Source organism: Streptomyces sp. NPDC014656, from assembly GCF_043084305.1.
Taxonomy (GTDB): Bacteria; Actinomycetota; Actinomycetes; order Streptomycetales; family Streptomycetaceae; genus Streptomyces.
On the sequence record NZ_JBIBZN010000001.1, the window covers coordinates 758,803 to 780,076 of the forward strand.

Genomic DNA, 21,274 nt, shown 5'->3' on the forward strand with positions numbered 1-21,274 from the left:
CAAAGCGCCGGCCCGGACCGTTCCTCCCGGGCCGACGCAGTCCCGACGGAGGAGAACCTTGCCCGACGCCCAGCCCACCGCCCCGACCGCCTTCACCACGACCTTCCCGCTCCCCCCGCTCACCGACCAGGCCGAGCGGCTGATCGAACTGGGGGTGCCCGCCCTCACCGGCGTCGACGCCGGCGCACTGCGCGCCTACGCCGAGAAGGCCGCCGCCGACGCCCCGGCCGGCACGCTGCTCGCCCTCCACCCGGCCGCCGCGCCCGCCTCCGCCCTCGCCCCGCTGCTCCGCCTGGGGGACAAGGCCGGGTTCCTCGTGGTCGACATGACCGACGTGGACGACTTCGCCCCGCAGGGCGTGGAGCTCCCCGAAGGACCGTTCTACCTCGTCCACGGCCTGGACCGGGGCGACCACATGGGCAACTGGAGCCCCGAGGAGGCGCTTCCGGCGATCACGGCGGCAGGCCGGACGCCGCTCGTCCTCAGCGAGGGCATCCACTGGCTGCTCCAGCGGCCCGGGGTCCTGGAGCGCAACAAGTGCTTCATGACGATCGGTTCGCGCCTGCGGAAGGCCAACGGCACCTTCGACGCCCGCACCCCGGCCCTCTGGATCAGCAACGGCACCGGCCGGGACGGCAAGGAGCGCAAGGGCGCGCCCAAGGTCGGCTGGTGCTGGTGGAACAACCGCCACACCTGGCTCGGCTTCGGCTCGGCCACCGGCCGGAACGGCTGACCGCTCCGCGCCGTCAGCCGGTCACGGACCCCAGGGCCCGGGCCAGGTACGGCGCGGTGCGGCTCCGCGCCGACCGTGCCACCCGGGCCGGGGGCCCCTCGGCGACGATCCGCCCGCCCGCCTCGCCGCCGCCCGGGCCGAGGTCGATCACCCAGTCCGCTCCGGCGGCCACGTCCATGTCGTGCTCCACCACGACCACGGTGTGGCCGCCGTCCACCAGGCCGCGCAACTGACGCACCAGGACCTCGACATCGGCCGGGTGCAGCCCGGTCGTCGGCTCGTCGAGGACGTACAGGGTGTGCGCCCGGCGCGGGCGCTGGAGCTCGGCGGCGAGCTTGATGCGCTGGGCCTCGCCGCCGGAGAGCTCCGTCGCGGGCTGGCCGAGCCGCAGATAGCCGAGGCCGACGTCGAGGAGGGTGCTCAGGCTCCGGGCCGCCGCCGGGACGTCCGCGAAGAACTCCGCCGCCGACTCCACGGTGAGGTCGAGTACTTCGGAGATCGTCAGGCCGCGCAACCGCACCTGGAGGGTCTCCGGGTTGTAGCGCGCGCCGTGGCAGTCGGGGCAGGGCGCGTACGTGCTCGGCAGGAACAGCAGCTCCACCGAGACGAACCCCTCGCCCTGGCAGGTCTCGCAGCGGCCGCCCGGCACGTTGAAGGAGAAGCGTCCGACCTTGTAGCCGCGCGCCCTGGCCTCCTCGGTCTCGGCGAAGAGCCTGCGCACCACGTCGAAGAGGCCGGTGTACGTGGCCAGGTTGGAGCGCGGGGTGCGGCCGATCGGCTTCTGATCCACCGTCACGGTCCGCCCGTTCCCCTCCCCTTCCCCGGTGAGCGCCCCGACCAGGGTGGACTTCCCGGAGCCCGAGACGCCGGTGACGGCGGTGAGCGCGCCCCGGGGGAAGGCGGCGTCCACCCCGTGCAGGTTGTGCCGGGTGACGGGCCCGGTGCGCAGCCACTCCCCGGGGGCGAGCGCGGGCCGTTCGGGCACGGGGGAGCGGTCGAAGAGGAACCGCCGGGTGGCCGACTCCTCGACGCGCGCCAGCAGTTCCGGCGGTCCGCTGTGCAGGACGCGGCCGCCGTGCTCGCCGGCGCGCGGGCCGACGTCGACGAGCCAGTCGGCGTGCCGGACCACGTCGAGATGGTGCTCGACGACGAAGACCGTGTTGCCGGCCGCCTTCAGCCGGTCGAGGACGACGAGCAGGGCCTCGGTGTCGGCCGGGTGCAGACCGGCGGACGGCTCGTCGAGCACGTACACGACGCCGAAGAGCCCGGCGCGGAGCTGGGTGGCGAGCCGGAGCCGCTGGAGTTCCCCGCTGGAGAGGGTGGGGGTGGTGCGGTCCAGGGAGAGGTATCCGAGGCCGAGTTCGGTGACGGTGGCGATCCGGGCGATCAGGTCCCCGGCGAGGACGCGGGCGGTCTCCGGACCGCCGGGGGCGGCGGCCGGGGCCAGCGCCCCGGCCAGGGCCGTCAGCGGCAGCGCCGCCAGCTCGGCGATGGTCCGGCCGGCGAAGGTGACGGCCAGCGCCTCGGGGCGCAGCCGGCCGCCGCCGCACACCGGGCACGGGGCGCTGGTGAGGAAGCGTTCCGCCCGGGCCCGCAGCGCGGGGCTCTTCGACTCGGCGTAGGTGCGCAGGACGAGCCGGCGGGCGCCGGTGTACGTGCCCTGGTACGGGCGCTGGATCCGGCCGGCCTCGCGGACCGGGTGCACGGTGACGACCGGCTGCTCCTCGGTGAAGAGGATCCACTCCCGGTCCTTCGGGTCGAGTTCGCGCCAGGGCCGGTCGACGTCGTGGCCGAGGGCGTCGAGGACGTCCCGGAGGTTCTTGCCCTGCCAGGCGCCCGGCCAGGACGCGACGGCGCCCTCCCGGATGGACAGGCCGGGGTCGGGGACGAGGAGCTCCTCGCTGGTCTCGTGGATCCGGCCGAGGCCGTGGCAGGACGGGCAGGCGCCGGCCGCCGTGTTGGGGGAGAAGGCGTCGGAGTCGAGCCGGGGCGCCCCGGGCGGGTAGTCGCCGGCGCGGGAGTAGAGCATCCGCAGCGAGTTCGACAGGGTGGTGACCGTGCCGACGGAGGAGCGGGCGCTCGGGGCGCCGCGGCGCTGTTCGAGCGAGACCGCCGGGGGCAGGCCGGTGATCTCGCCGACCTCCGGCGCGCCGACCTGGTGGATGAGCCGGCGGGCGTAGGGCGCCACGGACTCGAAGTAGCGGCGCTGGGCCTCCGCGTAGACGGTCCCGAAGGCGAGGGAGGACTTGCCGGAGCCGGAGACCCCCGTGAAGACGGTGAGGGTGTCGCGGGGGATGTCGACGTCCACGGACCGGAGGTTGTGTTCACGGGCGCCGCGGACCCGGATGTAGGGGTCGTGGGCGGAGGCTGGATCCAGCATTCGGAGATTTTATCCAATATCCGTTTCCGGGGCGGTATCGGGCCGCCGTTCGGGTCCGGGAGCCCGACCGGTCCGGGGAGTGAGCCCCGCCGCCCTGGCCAGCCCCCGGTACGAGGCGAGCAGCGCCTCGCGGTCGTAGGTGCTCGTCGTCACCAGGACCTCGTCCGCCCCGGTCTCCCGCACGGCCTCCGCGAGCCCCTCGGCCACCTGCTCCTCGGTCCCGTGCAGATGACCGGCGAGCCCCTCCTCGTACAGGCCGCGCTGGCGGTCCGTCATCGGGAGCCGCTCGATCCGCCCGGGCGGCGCCAGCGGCGGGAAGTCGCCCCGGGTGCGGGAATGGGCCATGGCCCAGGCCTCCGGGACGAGCAGCCGGCGCGCCTCCGCCTCGGTCGGGGCGACGGCGACCGTGCCGGAGACGACGACGTAGGGCTCCGCCGCCCACGCCGAGGGCCGGAAGGCGGAGCGGTACGCGTCCACGGCGGCGAGCAGCCGGGCACGCCGGCGCAGGTCCCCGACGACCAACGGCAGCCCCGCCTCCGCCGCGATGCGGGCGCCCTCGCCGGTCGCCAGCACGAAGGGCGGGACCCGCAGCCCCTCGGCCGGGCGGGCGTGGACGCCGGGATGGGCCGTCCGGTCGCCGGTGAACCAGCCGAGCAGCTCCTCGATCCGCTCCGGGAAGGACTCGGCCTCGTCCTTGTCGTGGCCGAGGGCGCGCCGGACCCCGTCGGTGAAGCCCAGCGAGCGGCCGAGGCCCATGTCGATCCGGCCGGGGAAGAGCGAGGCCAGGACGCCGAACTGCTCGGCCACCACCATGGGCCGGTGGTTGGGCAGCATCACCCCTCCGGTGCCCACCCGGATGGCCGAGGTGGCGGCGGCGACGGCGGCGGCGAGCACGGTGGGGGCGGAACCGGCGACCCCGGGGACGCCGTGGTGCTCGGAGACCCAGAAGCGGTGGTAGCCGAGCGCATCCGCCTCGCGGGCGAGCCGGACCGTGTCGCGCAGGGCCTGGGCCGGCGCCTCGCCCTCACGCGTGCGGGAGCGGTCGAGGACCGAGAGGGGGAAGCCCGGGGGGAGAGTGCTCATGACGGTTCCAACACGCGCGTGCCGCCGGTGTTCCCGGCGGCCCGTGGCACCCGGCCCGGGAGGACGGGGGGCGGGGGCGGGCCGCACGGCGGGTGCGCGCCGTGCGGGCGGGGCGTCAGCGTACGGGCGGGGCGCCAGCGTATGGGCGGGGGACGCTGTACGGCGAAGGCGTCCGGCGGCGGCTGTCGGCGGCGGTTGTCGGAGGCGGCTCCTAGGCTGGGCGCGTGACAGGAGACCTCCGGCCGCTGGCCGTCTTCGACCTCGACGGCACCCTCGCCGACACCGCCCACCGGCAGCACTTCCTGGAGCGCCGGCCCCGGGACTGGGACGCCTTCTTCGGCGCGGCGCCCGACGACCCGCCGCTGGCGGAGGGCGTGGCGCTGTGCCGGTCGGCGGCCGAGGAGTGCGAGGTGGTCTATCTGACCGGGCGTCCGGAGCGCTGCCGTCGGGACACCCTGGACTGGCTGGCCGCCCAGGGGCTTCCCGAGGGCCCGCTGCACATGCGCCGGCACCGCGACTTCCGGCCGGCGCGGGTCACCAAGGTGGAGATCCTGCGCCGGCTCGGCGCCGGCCGCGCGGTCCGCATGCTGGTCGACGACGACCCGCTGGTCTGCGAGGCCGCCGAGGCGGCCGGCTTCCCGGTCGTCCGCGCCCACTGGGCGACCCCCTCCGAGGCGCTGAGGGAGGCCCAGGAGCGCGAGGGGCGGACCTGATCCGCCGGGCCGCCCGGGTGCGCGGCGGCGCCGGCGGGCGTACGGCGGGTCAGGCCTCGTCGTCCAGCCGGAAGCCGACCTTCAGGCCGACCTGGTAGTGCTCGATCCGCCCGTCCACCAGGTGCCCGCGCACCTGGGTGACCTCGAACCAGTCGAGGCCGCGGAGCGTCTGCGAGGCGCGCTCGATGCCGTTGCGGATGGCCTGGTCGACGCCCTCGGTGGAGGTGCCGACGATCTCGGTGACGCGGTAGGTGTGGTTCGACATGGGGGCCGGACTCCTCTCGTACGGTCACTCCACCGTGCCCCAGCGCGGGGAACCGCGCGACACGGCGGGGCGGTGCCGCCCCCTTCGCCCGTACCCGGAGGTAACCGTTCCGAATGCCCCGCCCGATCCGGGAACGAGATGGTCAAGGACTTGACCACATGCTTGGTCCAGACCAGAATCCAGGCCACATACCCGCGCGAACAACCCGTTCGGTCCCCCCACGTCGGGTCAGCCCCCCTGCCCGCACCGCCGTGTGCTGAACCGAAGGTGACCTCCGTGAAGAACCGCTTCCTCGCATGCCCGCTGGCTGCCGCCACCGCACTCGCCCTCGCGGGCTGCGGGCTGTTGCCGGGCTCCGGGGGCGAGACCCGGACGGTCGACATATGGCTCATGCGGGACAGCGTCAGCGAGGACTTCCTGAAGCGCTTCACCGAGGCGTACGAGGACGAGCACGACGACGTCGAGCTCAACGTCACCATCCAGGAGTGGACCGGCATCGGCAAGAAGGTCACCGAGGCCATCAAGGGCGGCGGCGGACCGGACGTCATCGAGGTCGGCAACACCCAGGTCGCCCAGTACGCCGACACCGACCGGCTCTACGACCTCACCCTGGAGTCCGTCCGCGACCTCGGCAGCGAGGACTGGCTGCCCGGTCTCGCCGAGCCTGGCAGCATCGGCGGCTCCCAGTACGGCATCCCCTGGTACGCCGCCAACCGCATCGTCATCTACAACAAGGACCTCTTCGCCCGGGCCGGCGTCGCCGCGGTGCCCGCCACGCGCGCGGAGTGGCTGAGCACCACCGAGAAGCTGAACCGGCAGGGCTCCCAGGGCATCTACCTGGCCGGCCAGGACTGGTACACCCTCGCCGGCTTCATCTGGGACGAGGGCGGCGAGCTCGCCGTCGACAAGGGCGGCGAGTGGACCGGCGCCCTCGACAGCCCGGCGGCCCTGCGCGGCATGGAGTTCTACAAGGACCTCCAGTCCCTCGGCTCCGGCCCGAAGAACGCCGACGAGCAGAACCCGCCGCAGGCCGAGGTCTTCGCCCGCGGCGACGTCGCCCAGATCGTCGCCACCCCCAGCGCCGTCGCCGCCATCCTCAAGACCAACCCCGGACTCAAGGACAAGCTCGGCTACTTCCCGATCCCCGGCAAGGAGGCCGGCACCCCCTGCGCGGTCTTCACCGGCGGCTCCGACCTGATCATCCCGGAGAACGCCCCCGACCGCGGCGCCGCCCTCGACGTCGTCAAGGCGCTGGCGGGCGAGAAGTGGCAGACGGAACTGGCCCGGGCCATGGGCTACGTGCCCAACAAGAAGGGCCTCGCCTCCGTGGTCTCCGGCCAGGAGGCCACCGCCGCCATGGCCGCCGGCGCCGCCAACGGCCGCGCCACCCCCAACTCCCCCCAGTGGGCCAGCGTCGAGGGCGACAACCCCATCAAGCCCTTCATGACCGCCGTCCTGGAGGGCGAGGACGCCGAGAAGGCGGCCCGCACCGCCTCGGAGGCCATCACCGGCACCCTGGCCGAGTGATCCCCGCCGGGCCGCGCCCGGGCCGGGGCCGGGCCGGGTCCGGTCCCGAGGGGAACGGCTCAGGGGCGCGGCCCGGGGACACAGCCCGGGGACACGGCTCAGGGGCGCGGCCCGGGGACACAGCCCGGGGACACGGCTCAGGGGCGCGGCCCGGGGACATGCCTCAGGGGCGCGGCTCAGGGCGCGGCCCCGGGGCGCGGGCCGAGGGGCGCCGCGGAGCATTCAGCCTTCCCACACCCACGAGCCCCCGGCCGGTCACGTCGAATCCAGTCGGCGGCGGAAGAAACGAGGGGCCGGACCGCACCGCTCGCGGACCGGCGCCGACCCTTCACCTTCCGTACGCCGGAGGAGACCGCCATGCCCGCCCTCTCGCACGCGCTCGCCGACTCCACCGCCCCCGCGGCCCCCGCCGTCCCCGTGCCGGCGGGCATCCAGCCCGCCGTGGCGCTGCCCGCGCAGCCCGCGCGGCCCGGGCCCGCCGGGGGGCCGCGGCCCGAGCCCCGCTACGTCGTGGGACTCGCCCGCGACCAGGACGAGGTCCGCGCCGCCCAGCGGCTGCGCCACCTGGTCTTCGCCGGCGAGATGGGCGCCCGCCTCGACGGTCCCGAGCCGGGCCTCGACACCGACGCCTTCGACGCCTTCTGCGACCACCTCCTGGTCCGCGAGGAGACCACCGGCGAGGTCGTCGGCACCTACCGGATCCTGCCGCCCGAGCGGGCCGCCGTCGCCGGCCGCCTCTACTCCGAGACCGAGTTCGACCTCACCCGGCTCGCCCCCCTCCGCCACGACCTCGTCGAGGTCGGCCGCTCCTGCGTCCACCCCGCCCACCGCAACGGCGCCGTCATCGCCCTCATCTGGGCCGGACTCGCCCGCTACATGACCCGCACCGGCCACGAATGGCTCGCCGGCTGCTGCTCCCTCCCGCTCTCCGACGGCGGCGCCCTCGCCGCCGCCACCTGGGACACCGTCAAGGCGAAGCACCTCGCCCCGGAGGAGTACTGGGTCACCCCGCACAAGCTGTGGAACGCCGACGGCGTCCGCCGCCCCGAGGGCCGCACCGAGCTGCCCCCGCTGCTCCGCGGCTACATCCGGCTCGGTGCCCGGGTCTGCGGCGCCCCCGCCCACGACCCCGACTTCGGCGTCGCCGACCTCTACGTGCTGCTCTCGCTCCGCCGGACCAACCCGCGCTACCTGCGCCACTTCCTCTCGCTCGCCCCGGCCTCGTGAACCGCGCGGTCCCGCTCCCCTCGCCGTGGCTCCCCACGGCCCCCTGCACCCCGGGCCACCGCTGCGCGGCCCACCCGGACCCGCCGACCGCCGCCCCGGCCGCCCTCCGGCCCGTCCCCGCGCCGCTCGCCTGCGCCCGGCTCGCGGCGGGCCTCGCGACCGTCCTGCTCGGGGTGGCGCTCCTCCCGGCGGCGGGCCTGCTGCCGGGCGCGGCGCGGCCCCCGCTCGTACGGCTCTGGGCGCGGGCGGTCGTCCGCGCCTTCGGCGTCCGGCTGACCGTCACCGGCGCCGGGCCGTCCGCCGGCGGACCGGCGCTCGTGGTCGCCAACCACGTGTCCTGGCTGGACATCCCCGTGGTGGCCTCGGTCCTGCCCGGCCGGATGGTCGCCAAGCGGGAGGTGCGCGGCTGGCCGGTGCTCGGCCCGCTCGCCGCCCTGGGCGGCACGCTCTTCATCGACCGCGACGGCCTGCGCCGGCTGCCCGGCACCGTCCGCGAGGTCGCCGGGGCGCTCGCGGCGGGCGGCCGGGTGAGCGCCTTCCCGGAGGGTTCCACCTGGTGCGGGCGGGCCGGCGGCCGGTTCCGTCCGGCCCTCTTCCAGGCAGCCGTGGACACCGGATCCGATATCCAGCCGGTACGGATCGGCTACCGGCCCGAGGGGGCGGCGGCGTACGTGGGGGAGGACCCGCTGGGCGCGTCGCTGTGGCGGGTCGCGCGGACGCCGGGCCTCGCCGTCGAGATCCGGGTACTGGATCCGATATCCGCGATCCAGTACCCGGACCGCAGGATGCTGGCCGCCGCCGCCCAGCGGGCCGTCGACCCGACGTCCCCGCACCGGCCCGCCCGCCGGCTCCCAGCGGTCCCCGTCCGGCCCACCGCCCACCGGCGGCCCCCCGCTCCCCGGCAGCCGCCACCGGACGCTCAGGCCACCCCGGCCGCCCCGGCCGCCCCGGTCGCTCAGGCCGTCCGGGCCACCCCGGCCGTCTACCGGGCCGTCGCGAGCGACAGCGCGAACCGGCCCTCCTCGTCCGTCCACCACCGCGCCATCTCGAACCCCGCCTCGGCCAGCTCCGCCCGCACCCCCTCCTGACGGAACTTCGCCGACACCTCCGTCCGCAGCTCCTCGCCCGCCTCGAATGGCACCGCCAGGTCCAGGCCGGGGATCTTCACCGTCAGCGCGTGCCGCGCCCGCAGCCGCATCTCGATCCACTCCCGCTCCCGGTCCCACCGGGCCACGTGGTCGAAGTCGTCCGGATCGGCGTCCGCGCCCAGTTCGCGGTCGATCACCGCCAGCACGTTCTTGTTGAACTCCGCCGTCACCCCGGCCGCGTCGTCGTACGCGGCCACCAGGATCGACTCGTCCTTCACCAGGTCGGTACCGAGCAGGAAGCCGTCCCCGGCCGCCGTCATCGACCGCACCGAGCGCAGGAACGACCGCCGCTCCTCCGGCAGCAGATTGCCGATCGTCCCGCCCAGGAAGGCGACCAGCCGCGGCCCCGGCGTCCGGGGCAACGCGATGCCCCGGGTGAAGTCGGCGACCAGCGCGTGCACCCGCAGCCCGGGACGGTCGGCGAGCAGCGCCTCGGCCGCCCCGGTCAGCGCCGACTCGCTCACGTCCACCGGCACGTACGCGGCCAGCCCCGGCAGCAGCGCGTCGATCAGGAACCGGGTCTTCTCCGACGAACCGGAACCCAGCTCCACCAGGGTCCGCGCCTCGGTCGCCGCCGCGATCTCCGGCGCCCGCGCGACCAGGATCTCCCGCTCCGCCCGCGTCGGGTAGTACTCGGGCAGCCGGGTGATCTCGTCGAACAGCTCGCTGCCGCGCGCGTCGTAGAACCACTTCGGCGGCAGCTCCTTGGGCGAGCGGGTCAGCCCGTTCAGCACGTCGGCGCGCAGGTCGGCGGCGGCCGCGTCCGGGGCGAGGGTACGGGTCAGCTGGAACGTGCTCACGCGGACGACTCCTTGAGCGGGGTGAGGACGACCTCGGTCCGGCAGGCGGTGACGAGCGTCCGCTCGGGCACCTCCCGCCAGCCGGGATCGTCGTCGTACGGTTCGGAGGCCACGACCACCCGGCCGGGACCCGACAGACACCACAGGCTGTTCCCCCACGCCGTCGCCGCGACCAGGTCACCGTCGGTGAGCAGCAGATTGAGCCGGGCCTCCGGAGCGGCCTCGGCCGCCGCCAGCACCGTCCCGGCGAGCGCGTCCCCGGGACCCTGCCCCGCCCGCAGCCGGTGCAGCACCAGCCCCCACAGCAGCGCCGAGTCGGTCCGCGCCTCCAGGCCGAGCAGCTCGGCCGCCGGCAGCGTCGCCGCCAGCGGGGTCAGGACCCCCGGCCAGCCCGGCACCGCCCCGTTGTGGCTGAACAGCCAGGGCCCCGACGCGAACGGCGCCGCCGCGGCCTCCCCGTCCGCGCCCGGCAGCGTCGCCCCCCGCACCGCGCCGAGCAGCGCCCCGCTGCGCACCACCCGGGACAGGTCCGCGAAGGAGAGGTCGCCCCAGATCGGCCCGGTGCGCCGGTACCGGGCCGGGACCGGGTCCCCGTCCGCGTACCAGCCGACGCCGAAGCCGTCGGCGTTCACCACCCCGCTGCTCTGCGTGCGGGGCGCCCACGCCTGGCGCAGCAGCGCGTGCGGCGGCCGGACGAGCAGCTCGCCGAGTGCCACCGGGTCGCCCAGATAGGCGACGTGACGGCACATCAGCCCAGCTCCGCGGAGCGGGCGGTGCGGAAGCCCGCGAAGATCTGCCGCCGCACCGGATAGTCCCAGTTGCGGAAGGTGCCCCGGCAGGCCACCGCGTCGACCGCGAACGAACCGCCGCGCAGCACCTTGTACTCGGGGCCGAAGAAGACCTCCGAGTACTCCTCGTACGGGAAGGGCCGGAAGCCCGGGTAGGGCAGGAAGTCGCTCGCCGTCCACTCCCACACGTCACCGATCAGCTGCCGCACCCCGAGCGGCGAGGCGCCCGCCGGGTAGCTCCCGGCCCGCGCGGGCCGCAGGTGCCGCTGGCCCAGGTTGGCGTGGTCCGGGCCCGGGTCGGCGTCGCCCCACGGATAGCGGCGCGAACGGCCGGTCACCGGGTCGTACCGCGCCGCCTTCTCCCACTCCTCCTCCGTCGGCAGCCGGCGCCCCGCCCAGCGGGCGTACGCGTCCGCCTCGTACCAGCTCACGTGGACCACGGGCTCGTCCTCCGGCACCGGCTCGGTCGTCCCGAACCTGCGCCGCAGCCACTGCCCGCCGTCCTGCCGCCAGAACAGCGGTGCCACGACGCCGTGTTCGCGGATCTGCGCCCATCCCTCCGGATGCCACCACCGCCGGTCGGTGTAGCCGCCGTCCGCCATGAAGGCCAGATAGGAGCCGTTGGTGACCGGCACCGTGTCGATGCGGAAGGCGGGAACGGAACGGAGGTGTGCCGGGCGTTCGTTGTCCAGCGCCCAGGGCTCGTCCGAGGTGCCCATGGTGAACGGCCCGCCCGGCACGAGGACATCGGCCGGCAGCGGCCCCGAGGGGTGTGCCGGCGGCGGGGGAGCGCTCAGCACGGCCGGCCCCGAGCGCAGCTGATGGGTGATCAGCATGGTCTCGTCGTGCTGCTGTTCGTGCTGGGCGATCATCCCGAAGGCGAAACCCTCGTCGAGCAGCGGACGCCCCTCCAGCCGCGCCCCCGCCAGGACGTCCAGCACCCGGGTCCGTACGTCGGCGGCGTAGGCCCTGGCCTCGGCCGGCGCCAGCAGCGGCAGCGACGGGCGCTCGGAGCGGGAGTGCGCGAAGGCGTCGTACAGCGGGTCGATCTCCGGCCGCAGCGCCTCCCGGCCCGCCACCTCCCGCCACAGCCACTGCTCCTCCTGGTTCCCGATGTGCGCCAGGTCCCAGACCAGGGGCGACATCAACGGCGAGTGCTGGGCGGTGAGTTCGCCGTCGTCCACACAGTCGGTGAGGAGCGCGGTGCGGGCCCGCGCGGCCGTCAGGGCCTCCAGCGCCCTGCTCCGCAGCGCCTCCGCGCCGCCGGTGGTGCCGGTCATGAGGTCATCACCTGGAGCTCGTCGGCCGGGCAGCCCCCGGGGTCCACGTACCGTTCCCGGAAGGCGTCGACGGCGCGCCGCACGCCCTCGCCCGCGCCGATCCGGCGCAGCGCGGGCCGCGCCGCGGCGAAGACCTCGACCGCCACCGCGTGCAGCAGCGGATCGGCGAGACCCTCCCGGGCGGCCAGGAACCAGAGCGGATTGCGGGGAGCCGGTCCGGGACCGGCCAGCTCGGCCAGCGGCCGCACCGCCCGGTACACCGCCTCGGCCGCCTCGGCGTCCTCGAAGACCGCCGTCGTCACCGCCACCGGCACCATCCAGCCGTCCGCGCCCGGCTGCGCGTCGATCATCCGCAGCTCCAGGTGACCGCGCGGCCGGACCGGCGGGAAGAGGGTCGTCAGGTGGTAGCGCAGGTCGTCGGCGTCGGCGGGCCGCGGCTCTCCCGTCCGGAGCCACTCCCGGAAGGTCAGCCCCTCCGGCACCAGCCACGGGCCTTCCTCCGCGCGCACGCACAGCACCGGCGTGTCCAGGACGTGCGCGGTCCACTCGCCGCGCGGGTCCCCGTCCGCCGCGGGCGCCAGGGTCCGCACCGGGTCGAGGTCCGCCCACAGCGCCTGCCGGGTGGACCGCCACCCGGTCCGCCGGCCGCCGTGCTGCGGGGAGTTGGCGAAGACGGCCACGAGCACCGCGCCGAAGAGGTGCGCCAGCTCCCACCGGCGCAGATAGCCGAGCGGTCCCGGCTCCTCGTATCCGGCGTCCAGACAGACCTGGACCGAGGCCGACTCGCACATCATGGCCCGGCCCGCAGGCCCCGACCGGCCTAGCGCGATCTCCATCGCGTCGTACCGCGGCTCGCGCAGCACCCGCTCGCGCGGCGCGTGCCAGGGGTCCACCCCGTACCCGCTCAGCGTCAGTCCGTGCGGGCCCAGGGCCCCGCGGACCGCCGCCAGGTCGGAGGAGAGGGAGTCCAGGCACTCCATGAGGGAACCGGCCGGAAGCGAGCTGAGCTCCAGCTGCCCGCCGGGTTCGAAGGTCAGTGACGACACCAGCGGCAGGGACCGCACGGTGTCGAGCGCGGCCGTGAGGCGGGGCGCGCGCACCGGCTCCCTCGGGTCGCGCAGATCATGGACGAGCCATTCCAGCTCCACCCCCACGGTGCGGGGCGGGCCGGTCTTGAAACAGATGCAGCGCAGCAGGTCCTCCGCCGCCTCCTCGGTGAGGGGCGGGCCGCCGCGCGGGGTGCCGCTGGACGCCATCCGTGCACCTCCAGGTGCTGGTCGCGGAACCGTTCGGGAGCCGCTGCCTTCCACCTAAAGCCACCTCCGGGCGGCGTGCAAGAGCGCCTCGGCGCCCCCGTGCGCGCCCCCCGTGCCCCCGGACGTCCGTAAAACGCTCCCGGACCAGCGGTCACCGGGAGCACGGGAAAACCGTTTGTCCCGCACCCGCTGAAACGATCATCCTCGGAGCATGAGTGCACGACTGCGCGAGATCGCACGGCAGACCGAGGCGATCGTCGCCGCGGGCTCCTACACCGCCCCCGACGGGCGGACCGTCTCCCTCCACGAGGACCTCGCGGCCGCCCTGGCCGGAACCCGTCTGTACGGCCCCGGGCCCGTACCCGTCACCCCGGACACCGGCCACGCCGGCCGGATCGAGGTCACCGGCGAGAGCAGCCTCGCCGCCGCCCGCCGGATGACCACCGCAGGCCCCGGCCGCCCGGTCGCCGTCCTGAACTTCGCCTCCGCCCGCAACCCCGGCGGCGGCTACCTCAACGGCGCCCAGGCGCAGGAGGAGGCCCTGTGCCGCTCCTCCGCCCTCCACGCCACGCTGCTCCGCGCCCCCGCCTACTACGAGCACCACCGGGGCGACCGGGACACCTTCTACACCGACCGGGTGATCCACTCGCCCCGCGTCCCGGTCTTCCGCGACGACCGCGGCGCCCTCCTCGCCGCCCCCTTCACCGTCGGCTTCCTGACCTCGCCCGCGCCCAACGCGGGCGTCGTCCGGCGCACGAGCCCCGAGCGGGCCCACCGGCTGCCCGCCGTGCTGGCCTCCCGCGCGGAGCGGGTCCTGGAGACCGCCGCCGCCGAGGGGTACCGCCGGATCGTCCTGGGCGCCTGGGGCTGCGGGGTCTTCCGCAACGACCCGGCCGAGGTGGCCGGCGCCTTCAAGGCGCTGCTGACCGGTGACGGACGGTTCGCCGGCCACTTCGACGAGATCGTCTTCGCCGTCCTCGACCGTGCCGCCGGGACGCCGACCCTCGCCGCCTTCCACCGGGTCCTGGATCCCGTCGCCACCACCCGATCCGTCACGTGATGCGTGCTTCGTACCCCCGTGCGAGCCTGAAAGGACACGGTGACGCGTCCGAGACGCGTCCCGGAGCCGTCGTCGCAGTCGTACGGGAGGCACGATCGTGGGCAAGAAGCAGACCCGGGTGAACAAGGGCGCCCGCACGGGCGGTCACGAGCAGCGCGAGACGGCGTCCGCCAAGGAGAAGGGCGGGACCACGGCCGCGAGCGAGGCACCGCGGTCCGTCATCGAGCAGCCCTCCCACCGCCGGGAGCGGAAGTTCGGGCACAACTGATCGCGGTTCCGGGGAGACGGTGTCCTGGATCCAACCTTCAGGATCCCGGATCCTGAACGTTGGATCCGGGATCCTGAAGGTTGGATCCGGGATCCTGAACACCGAATACGGGATACGGGCCCGGCGCCAGGATGGCGCCGGGCCCGCCCCGGTCTCCACGGGGTCCGTGGCGTCACGCGTCGTCGCCGACGGTGATCTCGACCGTCGTCACCTCCTCGTCCCCGCCCCGCGCGGCCGGTACGGCGGCGGCCGGGCGGTCGCCGCCGTTCGGGCCCATCGTGGCGAGCAGCTGGCGGGCGAGACCGAGGCCGGTGCCGCCCATGGTGAGGGCCTTGGCGAACATCTCCGCCATGCCGTCGGCGCCGTTCAGGAGGACCATCTGGTCCACGTTCCCGAAGGCCGAGGCGCCGGCCTCGACGATCTCCGGCCACCGCTCGGCGAGCTGCTGCGCGACCACGGCCTCCTGGTTCTCGGCCAGCGCCGCCGCCCGCGCCTTGATCGCCTCCGCCTCGGCCAGGCCCTTGGCCCGGGTGGCCTCGGCCACCGCGAGGCCCTTGGCGTGCGCCGCCGCGGCCTCGGCCTCACCGGTCACCCGGGTCGCCGTGGCCGTCGCCGCGCTCGCCAGCTCGGTCTCCCGCGCCTTGGCCTGCGCGGCCGAGATCCGGGCGTCGCGCTCGGCCTCGGCCAGCGTCCGCGTCTCGTACGCCATCGCGTCGGCCGGCTTGCGGACCTCCGCCTGGAGCTGCTGCTCCTTGCGGAGGCCTTCCAGCTCCGCGACCCGGGTCTCCTGGACGACCACCTCCTGGCGGGAGGCGGCGTCGGCGAGCGGCCCGGCCTGCCGGGCCCGGGCGCTGGCCTGGTCCCGCTCGGCCTGGTAGCCGGCCTGGAGGATCTCGCTGTCGCGGGTGGCCTCCGACATCCGGGCGGCCGCCTGCTGCTCGGCCTCGGTCGCCCGCCGGTTGGCCTCCGCCTGCGCGATCCGGGCGTCGCGCTGGACGGCGGCGGCGTGCGGGGCGGCGAGGTTCTTGATGTAGCCGGTCGGGTCCTCGATCTCGTGGATCTGGAGCGAGTCGACGATCAGACCGAGCTTCTCCATCTCCGTGCCACAGGCCGAACGCGCCTGCCCGGTCAGCTTCTCCCGGTCACGGATCATGTCCTCTACGGTCAACCCGCCGACGATGGCTCGGAGATGACCGGCGAAGACGATGTGGACCCGTTCGCTCATCAGCTTCTGCTGGTCGAGGAAGCGGCGGGCCGCGTTGGCGATCGACACGAAGTCGTCGCCCACCTTGAAGATCACCACGCCCCGGACCTTGAGCGGAATGCCCTGCTGGGTGACGCACTCGACGGACAGCTGGGTCTCGTTGAGGTCGAGCGACAGCTTCCGCACCGCCTGCACGCCGGGCACCACCAGGGTGCCGCGACCGGTGACGATGCGGAATCCCATGCCGTCGCCGAGGCCCTCGTTCTTGTGGTTGGAACCGGAGATGATGAGCGCCTCGTTGGGTTCCGCGACCCGCCACATCATCTTGAACAGGACGATCAGGACGACGAGCGAGCCGACGACGGCGCCCGCCAGAATGCCGATGCCCATGGGAAAGCTCCCCCTTCACCGGAGCCGTGCGGATCCGGTGAAGGGAGTGTGCGCCCGGGACGGGCGCCGCTCAACGGTCGTGCCGGACGTCGTGTCAGACGTCGTACACGGCTGTGACATAGACGGTGCGCGGAGGGAGGTGTTCCACGACGGTCACCAGGGTGCCGACCGCGATCCGCTCCTTCGGGGACGCGGCGTACGCGAGGAAGTGCTCCGCCCCGCCGCGGATCCGCAGGATCACCTCGCCGACGAGTCCGGGCCCGATCGTCCCGGTCACCCGGCCGAGCAGTCCCACCATCGAGCTGTCCATCGACTCGTCCATGACTGAACGGTACGTCAGAACCCGTGGCTCCGGACGGGGTTGGCGACCCGCGCGGGAGCCCCGGCTCAGCGGACCGAGCGGATCGGCCGGACCGCGAGCGCGCCCAGGACCGACAGCACGGCCGCCACGACGAAGAGGGGCGTGTAGCCGCCGCCGGCCGAGACCACCGCCGAGGCGACGAAGGGCGCCACGATCTGCGGGCCCGCGTTGGCGACGTTCAGGACGCCCATGTCGCGGGCGGCGTCCTCCGCCTTCGGCAGGACCATGGTCACCAGGGCCGTGTCCACCGCCATGTAGCAGCCGAAACCGAGGCCGTTGACGACCGAGAAGACGAGCATCGCCGGCCAGCTCGTCGAGAGCGCCGGGACGACCAGGGCCGCGGCGGCCAGTCCCGCCGAGGCGCCGACGAAGAGCTTGCGGCGGTCGAAGCGGTCGGACAGCCAGCCCCCGAGGACCGTGGAGACCACCATGGCCACGGAGTTGACCGGCATGAGGACGGCGACGGCCTCCTCGGCCGAGAGCCCGGCCGGCAGGTCCGTGTGGTCCTTGAGGATGTAGAGCTGGAAGCCGGACACCGCGAAGTAGCCGAGGACGAGCAGCGCCCGGCCGATGAACGCCCAGCGGAAGTCGTGGTCCTTCAGCGCGCTGCCGAAGGCGGCGATCTGCGCCTTGGCCGGCATCGGGGCCCTGGCCGGTGTCCGCTCCTCGCGGGCGAGCGAGGTGAAGATCACGGAGGCGACGGCGACGACGGCGCCGAAGACCAGATAGCCGGTCCGGTAGTCCTCCGAGAAGGCCGCGCCGACCAGGGCACCGATGGTGGAGCCGATCGGCAGGCCGAGACCGACGGCCGCCGACGCCTTGCCGCGCGCCGCGAGCGGTACCCGGTCGGGCACCACGGAGGTGATCGCCGCCTGGTAGACGTTCATCACCGCCTGGCCCAGACACCAGGCGACGGTGACCAGCAGGACCGTGTGCACGCTGCCGAGCAGCAGCATCACCGGCACCGCGAGCAGGCCGCCGGCCAGGATCCACGGGTTGCGGCGCCCGGAGCGGTCGGAGAGCGCCCCCGCGACCGGGTTGAAGACGGTCGCGAAGATCGCGGACACACCGGCGACGAGCCCGAGGTTCGCCACCTTCTCCGCCGGGTCGATGGCCTCGATCTGGAGCGCGAGCAGCACGCCCGCCACCCCTATGTAGAGCGAGTACATCGCGGTGTTGCCGAGGAGCAGCAGCGGGAGGAGCCCGCGGGTGGGCCAGGCGGCGGAGCCGGAACCGGTGGTGGGGGCGGAACCCGCGCCCGGACCGGAGCCCGCGCCCGGACCGGAGCCCGCGCCCGGACCGGAGCCCGTGCCCGGACCGGAGCCCGTACCGGCTCCGGTCCCGGGGGAGGAAAGGACCACGGTGCCCTCCAGGGAGAGAACGCCCGACGAGGGGGCGGGAAGCGAATGGTTTCAGGGTGGTGACACGTGTCAGTGGCGCGTGTGGGCATTATGTAGCACTCAAATCCGGCCATCCGCCAGACCCTGCGCCGGATTGTTCTGGAAAGATGCCGAAGCGATGAGTCAGTCGATCGAACAGCCCGCCGACCACGCCCCCGACCGCCCGCCGGGCCACACCTCCGACGGCGCGCCGGACCACACATTCGACGGCGCGCCGGACCACGCCCCCGACGGTGGCCCGGGCCGCGTCCCCGACCGCCCCCCGGCCCGCCCCTCCGCCCGCGCCGTGCCCACCAGCGCCGACGTGGCGCGCCTCGCGGGCGTCTCCCGGGCCACCGTCAGCTACGTCCTGAACAACACCTCGGCGGTCCGCATCAGCGAACCGACCCGCGAGCGGGTCCGCGAGGCGGCCCGCGAGCTGGGCTACGTCCCCCACGCCGCCGCCCGCACCCTGCGGGCCGGCCACAGCCGGCTGGTGCTGCTGCCCACCGCGCACGTGCCCGTCGGCCCGCTCTACAGCCGCTTCTTCAACGACCTCCAGTGGGCCCTGCGCCGCCTCGACTACACCGTCGTCCAGTACGGCAGCGTCGGCCTCGCCCCCGAGGACGCGGCCCGCGCCTGGGCGGAGCTGCGCCCCGTCGCCGTGGTCTCCACGGGCGAGGTGGAGGTGACGCCCGGCGCCGTGGAGATCCTCAGGCGCTCCGGCGTCAAGGCCGTGATCACCATCGGGTCCCGCGATGCCGAGGGCACCCACTCCCTCGTCCTGGACCAGCCCCGGGTCGGCCAGGTCGCCGCCGAGCACCTGGTCGCGGCCGGCCGCCGCCGGATCGGCGTCGTCGTCCCCGAGGAGCCGGGCCTCGGCATGTTCTCGGGCCCGCGCCTCGACGGCGTCCGCCGCGCCGCCGAGACGGCCGGCGCCACCGTCGTACCGCTGCCCCTCGCGTACACCGAGGAGTCCGCCGAGGCGCTGGCCGCGCGCTGGCCGGAACTCGGCCTCGACGCCGTCTTCGGCTACAACGACGAGTACGCCATGCTCCTCATGAGGGCCCTCCAGGACGCGGGCGTCGACGTCCCCGGGGAGACCGCCGTCGTCGGCGCCGACGACCTCCTCATCGGCCGCCTCCTGCGCCCCCGTCTGAGCACCGTGCGCATCGACCTGATCCCGGGCGGGGAGCTCGCCGCCCTTGTCGACGGCGCCGTGAACGGCACCGCCGGCGCGACGAGCACCCGCCCCCTCCTGGACTCGCGCGTGATCCCGCGCGAGTCCGGCTGACGGCCGCACGCCCCGGGGCCGTACGCCCCCGGAGCCCCGGCGCCCGTACCCCGCCCCCGTACCACCCCCGTACCGCCCCCGTCGCGGGGCGTTCCGTCGCTCCGGGGGCCCGCCGTGCCGCCCGGCGGGGGGCGCGCGCAGCGCTTAGCGTCGGTGCATGAGCACTCACCCGAAGCGTTACGAGATCCTGCTGGTGCCCGCGCACGTCGAGGACCGGGGCGGGGCGGCCGTCGCGGACAGCGCGGTGCGGTCGGCCGTGGTGGAGCTGACCGGGCGGGAAGGCGAGTCCGGCTACCCCATCTACGAGGGGCACGGGATCGTCGCCGACGTCGACCCGGAGACGCGCACGGTGGAGGCGCTGCTCGTGGACGGGCGCGAGCTGGACTACGGCCTGGTCGCGCTGGTCCGGGACGCGCCCGCGGGGTGAGCCCGGCGGCGGTGACACGGACGGCGCGCCCCGGCCCCCGCGACGACGCATCCCTTCCTACGGTGGCGTGCCCCGCTCCCCACGGCAGCGCACCCCTCCCCACGGCAGCGCACCCCTTCCCACGGCAGCGCACCCCTTCCCGCAGCGGCGCGCCCCGGCCCCCACAGAGGCGCGCCCGGCCCGCCACAGCCGCGCGCCCCGGCCCCCGCCGTGAGGGGGGCCGTTGACACGGCGGACCGGCGGGCCCAGACTCTGCGCGCGCACCAGCGCGAAACTTGTTTCACCAGGCGAACAGAGCCGTTCCGCCGGGACCCGGGAGAGATCCGATGAGCATCCGCGACGTGTACATCGTCGACGCCGTCCGCACCCCCATCGGGAAGTTCGGCGGCGGCCTCGCCTCCGTACGGCCGGACGACCTCGCCGCCCATGTCGTCAGGGCCCTCGTCGACCGCACCCCCGGCCTCGACCCGGCCCTCGTCGACGACGTCTACTTCGGCGACGCCAACGGCGCGGGCGAGGACAACCGGGACGTGGCCCGCATGGCCGTCCTGCTCGCCGGGCTGCCCGTCAGCGTCCCCGGAGTCACCGTGAACCGGCTCTGCGGCTCCGGCCTGGAGGCCGTGATCCAGGCCGCCCGCGCCATCGCCCTCGGCGACGCCTCCGTCGCGATCGCCGGCGGCGTCGAGTCGATGTCCCGCGCGCCCTGGGTGCTCCAGAAGCCCGAGCGCGCCTTCCCCGCCGGCCACCAGCAGCTCCACTCGACCACCCTCGGCTGGCGCATGACCAACCCGCGGATGCCCGCCGAGTGGACCGTCTCCCTCGGCGAGGGCGCCGAGCTCGTCGCCGACCGCCACGGCATCGGCCGCGACGCGCAGGACGCCTTCGCCCTCGACAGCCACCGCAAGGCCGCCGAGGCGTGGGCCAAGGGCCTGTACGACGGCGAGGTGGTCCCGTACCCGGGCGCGGAGCTCGACCGCGACGAGTGCGTCCGCGAGAACACCTCCCTGGAGGCGCTGGGCCGCCTCAAGCCGGCCTTCCGGGCCGACGGCGGCACCGTCACCGCCGGCAACGCCTCCCCGCTCAACGACGGCGCCGCCGCTCTCCTCCTCGTCGACGAGACCGGGCTGCGCGAGACCGGCCGCGAGCCGCTCGCCCGGATCCGGGCCTCCGCCGTCACCGGCATCGAGCCCCAGCTCTTCGGCCTCGGCCCGGTCGCCGCCGTCGGCCGCGCCCTGGACAGGGCCGGCCGCTCCTTCGCCGGACTGACCACCTTCGAGCTCAACGAGGCGTTCGCCGCGCAGGCCCTCGGCTGCCTCGCCGAGTGGCCGGAACTCGACCCCGCGATCGTCAACCCGCGCGGCGGCGCCATCGCCCTCGGCCACCCGCTCGGCGCCTCCGGCGCCCGGCTCGCCGGCTCGGTCGCCCACCAGCTGGCCGCCGCCGGCTCCGGCACGGGCCTCGCGGCCCTCTGCATCGGCGTCGGCCAGGGCCTGGCCCTGGTCCTGGAGCGCTGACCGGCATCCCCCGCCCGCCGGAGGGCGCACGGGCACGGGCGGGCACCCGCCGGAAGGCGTACGGACACGGGTGAGCACCCGCCGGAAGGCGTACGGACACGGGTGAGCACCCGCCGGAGGGCGCACGGACGCGCTCGGACACCCGCCGGAGGGCGTACGGACACGAGAGAGCCCCCG

The 21,274-nt window shown here is 75.1% G+C and carries 20 protein-coding genes; 10 read left to right on the forward strand and 10 right to left on the reverse strand.

The features are described 5' to 3' along the window. The first annotated feature begins 58 nt into the window (after positions 1–58). On the forward strand, positions 59–733 hold the full coding sequence (locus ACF1ED_RS03365; protein WP_391756677.1) for a DUF5701 family protein: 675 nt from the start codon (positions 59–61) through the stop codon (positions 731–733). Positions 734–746: 13 nt separating this feature from the next. On the opposite strand, the gene ACF1ED_RS03370 is transcribed toward ACF1ED_RS03365, so the two are convergent. After that, a complete protein-coding gene (locus ACF1ED_RS03370; protein ID WP_391756678.1) occupies positions 747–3,113 on the reverse strand; it encodes an ATP-binding cassette domain-containing protein in 2,367 nt (788 codons plus the stop codon). Positions 3,114–3,122: 9 nt separating this feature from the next. Further along, entirely contained in the window at positions 3,123–4,196 is a 1,074-nt protein-coding gene (locus ACF1ED_RS03375) for an LLM class flavin-dependent oxidoreductase (protein WP_391756679.1), read from the reverse strand. Positions 4,197–4,420: 224 nt separating this feature from the next. On the opposite strand from ACF1ED_RS03375, the gene ACF1ED_RS03380 reads away from it, so the two are divergent. Continuing rightward, positions 4,421–4,909, forward strand: a complete 489-nt coding sequence (locus tag ACF1ED_RS03380; RefSeq protein WP_391756680.1) for a hypothetical protein — start codon at positions 4,421–4,423, stop codon at positions 4,907–4,909. Positions 4,910–4,958: 49 nt separating this feature from the next. Here ACF1ED_RS03380 and ACF1ED_RS03385 read toward each other — a convergent pair whose 3' ends face one another. After that, positions 4,959–5,174: a dodecin gene (locus ACF1ED_RS03385; RefSeq protein WP_391756681.1), complete on the reverse strand. Its 216-nt coding sequence runs from the start codon at positions 5,172–5,174 to the stop codon at positions 4,959–4,961. Positions 5,175–5,450: 276 nt separating this feature from the next. Here ACF1ED_RS03385 and ACF1ED_RS03390 point away from each other — a divergent pair, with 276 nt between their 5' ends. The 3 genes from ACF1ED_RS03390 to ACF1ED_RS03400 all read left to right on the forward strand — a co-directional run bounded on the left by ACF1ED_RS03390 (position 5,451) and on the right by ACF1ED_RS03400 (position 9,016). Continuing rightward, complete coding sequence (locus tag ACF1ED_RS03390; RefSeq protein ID WP_391756682.1) at positions 5,451–6,701, forward strand: extracellular solute-binding protein; 1,251 nt, start codon at positions 5,451–5,453, stop codon at positions 6,699–6,701. A 357-nt stretch (positions 6,702–7,058) separates the two neighbouring features. Next, a complete protein-coding gene (locus ACF1ED_RS03395; RefSeq protein WP_391756683.1) occupies positions 7,059–7,928 on the forward strand; it encodes a GNAT family N-acetyltransferase in 870 nt (289 codons plus the stop codon). Then, positions 7,925–9,016 (forward strand): lysophospholipid acyltransferase family protein, encoded by a 1,092-nt coding sequence (locus ACF1ED_RS03400; protein WP_391756684.1) that lies wholly within the window; start codon positions 7,925–7,927, stop codon positions 9,014–9,016. Before ACF1ED_RS03395 ends, ACF1ED_RS03400 begins: the two co-directional genes overlap by 4 nt. On the opposite strand, the gene egtD is transcribed toward ACF1ED_RS03400, so the two are convergent. The 4 genes from egtD to egtA are packed head-to-tail and all read right to left on the reverse strand — an operon-like array spanning position 8,911 to position 13,200. Next, complete coding sequence (gene egtD / locus ACF1ED_RS03405) at positions 8,911–9,876, reverse strand: L-histidine N(alpha)-methyltransferase (RefSeq protein WP_391756685.1); 966 nt, start codon at positions 9,874–9,876, stop codon at positions 8,911–8,913. The genes ACF1ED_RS03400 and egtD overlap by 106 nt on opposite strands. Further along, entirely contained in the window at positions 9,873–10,625 is a 753-nt protein-coding gene (gene egtC, locus ACF1ED_RS03410; RefSeq protein WP_391756686.1) for an ergothioneine biosynthesis protein EgtC, read from the reverse strand. Before egtC ends, egtD begins: the two co-directional genes overlap by 4 nt. Further along, positions 10,625–11,944: an ergothioneine biosynthesis protein EgtB gene (egtB, locus tag ACF1ED_RS03415; RefSeq protein WP_391756687.1), complete on the reverse strand. Its 1,320-nt coding sequence runs from the start codon at positions 11,942–11,944 to the stop codon at positions 10,625–10,627. The genes egtC and egtB overlap by 1 nt, the downstream gene beginning before the upstream one ends. After that, positions 11,941–13,200, reverse strand: coding sequence for an ergothioneine biosynthesis glutamate--cysteine ligase EgtA (gene egtA, locus ACF1ED_RS03420; RefSeq protein WP_391756688.1), 1,260 nt, complete (start codon positions 13,198–13,200; stop codon positions 11,941–11,943). Before egtA ends, egtB begins: the two co-directional genes overlap by 4 nt. 211 nt (positions 13,201–13,411) lie before the next feature. Between egtA and ACF1ED_RS03425 the strand changes: the two genes are divergently transcribed. Continuing rightward, complete coding sequence (locus ACF1ED_RS03425; protein ID WP_391756689.1) at positions 13,412–14,260, forward strand: TIGR02452 family protein; 849 nt, start codon at positions 13,412–13,414, stop codon at positions 14,258–14,260. A 97-nt stretch (positions 14,261–14,357) separates the two neighbouring features. Next, on the forward strand, positions 14,358–14,528 hold the full coding sequence (locus tag ACF1ED_RS03430) for a hypothetical protein (RefSeq protein ID WP_391756690.1): 171 nt from the start codon (positions 14,358–14,360) through the stop codon (positions 14,526–14,528). Positions 14,529–14,700: 172 nt separating this feature from the next. Here ACF1ED_RS03430 and ACF1ED_RS03435 read toward each other — a convergent pair whose 3' ends face one another. The 3 genes from ACF1ED_RS03435 to ACF1ED_RS03445 form a co-directional block, all read right to left on the reverse strand. After that, the gene (locus ACF1ED_RS03435; protein WP_391756691.1) at positions 14,701–16,122 is read right to left on the reverse strand and encodes a flotillin family protein; all 1,422 of its coding nucleotides are present in this window, start codon (positions 16,120–16,122) and stop codon (positions 14,701–14,703) included. Positions 16,123–16,216: 94 nt separating this feature from the next. Next, positions 16,217–16,420 (reverse strand): hypothetical protein, encoded by a 204-nt coding sequence (locus tag ACF1ED_RS03440; protein WP_351854618.1) that lies wholly within the window; start codon positions 16,418–16,420, stop codon positions 16,217–16,219. 89 nt (positions 16,421–16,509) lie between these two features. Continuing rightward, positions 16,510–17,844, reverse strand: a complete 1,335-nt coding sequence (locus ACF1ED_RS03445; protein ID WP_391756692.1) for an MFS transporter — start codon at positions 17,842–17,844, stop codon at positions 16,510–16,512. A 157-nt stretch (positions 17,845–18,001) separates the two neighbouring features. On the opposite strand from ACF1ED_RS03445, the gene ACF1ED_RS03450 reads away from it, so the two are divergent. The 3 genes from ACF1ED_RS03450 to ACF1ED_RS03460 all read left to right on the forward strand — a co-directional run bounded on the left by ACF1ED_RS03450 (position 18,002) and on the right by ACF1ED_RS03460 (position 21,097). Further along, positions 18,002–19,156 (forward strand): LacI family DNA-binding transcriptional regulator, encoded by a 1,155-nt coding sequence (locus tag ACF1ED_RS03450; protein ID WP_391756693.1) that lies wholly within the window; start codon positions 18,002–18,004, stop codon positions 19,154–19,156. A gap of 157 nt (positions 19,157–19,313) precedes the next feature. Beyond that, on the forward strand, positions 19,314–19,583 hold the full coding sequence (locus ACF1ED_RS03455; protein WP_391756694.1) for a hypothetical protein: 270 nt from the start codon (positions 19,314–19,316) through the stop codon (positions 19,581–19,583). Positions 19,584–19,909: 326 nt separating this feature from the next. After that, complete coding sequence (locus ACF1ED_RS03460; protein ID WP_391756695.1) at positions 19,910–21,097, forward strand: thiolase family protein; 1,188 nt, start codon at positions 19,910–19,912, stop codon at positions 21,095–21,097. Positions 21,098–21,274 lie beyond the last annotated feature (177 nt).